At 43.5% G+C, this 1,201-nt stretch carries 1 protein-coding gene; it reads left to right on the top strand.

All coding sequences use genetic code 11. The annotated features are described in order from the left end of the window. The first annotated feature begins 75 nt into the window (after positions 1–75). Positions 76–1,173 carry an ISAs1-like element ISPlu18 family transposase gene (locus AACQ83_RS24125; RefSeq protein ID WP_112886971.1) on the top strand — a complete coding sequence of 366 codons (1,098 nt, stop codon included), beginning with the start codon at positions 76–78 and terminating at the stop codon, positions 1,171–1,173. Positions 1,174–1,201 lie beyond the last annotated feature (28 nt).

Genomic DNA, 1,201 nt, shown 5'->3' on the forward strand with positions numbered 1-1,201 from the left:
AATATGACTTTTTATAGGCATTTCTCTCATTAAAACGTTAAGATCTCTCTCTTCCATAAAAAAGCGATCCTAATAATGAGTATTTTTAATTTTATCAGCAAGATAGAAGACCCTCGTTCTGACATCAATAAAAAACATGAATTAATGGATGTGATTTTTTTAGCCTTCTCCGCTGTATTATGCGGCGCTTCTGGCTGGAAATCGATTCAGGAATTTGGTGAGTTACAGAGCAAGTGGCTTAAACAATACACGCATTTTACTCACGGTATTCCTCGTCGTCACTGTATTGCTAATATTATCAAAATGATAGAGCAAGATGCACTGGTTGAAGCCTTTTATGCCTGGATCAATCAGCGTCGGGTCAGGGCAGGAAAAAGTCTTATCGCCATTGATGGAAAAACCCTGAGAGGAACCTGTAAGGGGACATTATTTGAAGCCCTGCATGTGGTCAGTGCTTATGATGTTGAATCCGGTGTAGCCCTATACCATCAGGCAGCCGAAAGCAAAGGTCAGGAAGGTCCGGTTGCCAGACAATTAATTGAATTACTGGCGCTTGATGGCGCGATTGTCACTATGGATGCCTTGCATTGCCAGAAAGAAACCCTTGCGTTAATTACTCAGCGCGGCGGTGATTTTATTGTGGGTCTCAAAGGCAATCAAAAGACCCTCTATGAATGGGTCAAATCGTATTTTGCTTCGCATTATGAGAGTGATGAGCTTGTTGAATTTACGCAGAAAAATAGCGGTCATGGACGGACAGAATTTCGGCATGTCATGCAAATTCGTGCCGTATTGCCGGAGGTCCTTCGGCGGCAATGGCCTTCAATACAAAGTGTTATTGAAGTCGTCAGTGAACGAAGCGTAAAAGGCCAGCCTCCCCATCGTGATTCACGCTGGTATGTCAGCTCGCTACCGTTGGAGGCGGAAATCGTGGCTAAGGCAATAAGAAGGCACTGGTCGGTAGAAAACGAGCTGCATTGGGTATTAGATGTCACTTTTCGAGAAGATGCTATCTCACTCAAAGAGCCTGATGGGGCTGCACAAATGGCGCTTTTTAACCGAATTGCATTAAGCGTGATTAAACAGAATACCAGTATAAAAGACAGTCAGGCGGCTAAACGTCGAAGAGCCATTTGGTCAGAGGAATTCCGTAGTCAACTTATCTTTGATTAAATTAAATACAAAGTGGAATCCCGCCCTG

Source organism: Photorhabdus sp. S10-54 (assembly GCF_963878145.1).
Taxonomy (GTDB): Bacteria; Pseudomonadota; Gammaproteobacteria; order Enterobacterales; family Enterobacteriaceae; genus Photorhabdus; species Photorhabdus kayaii.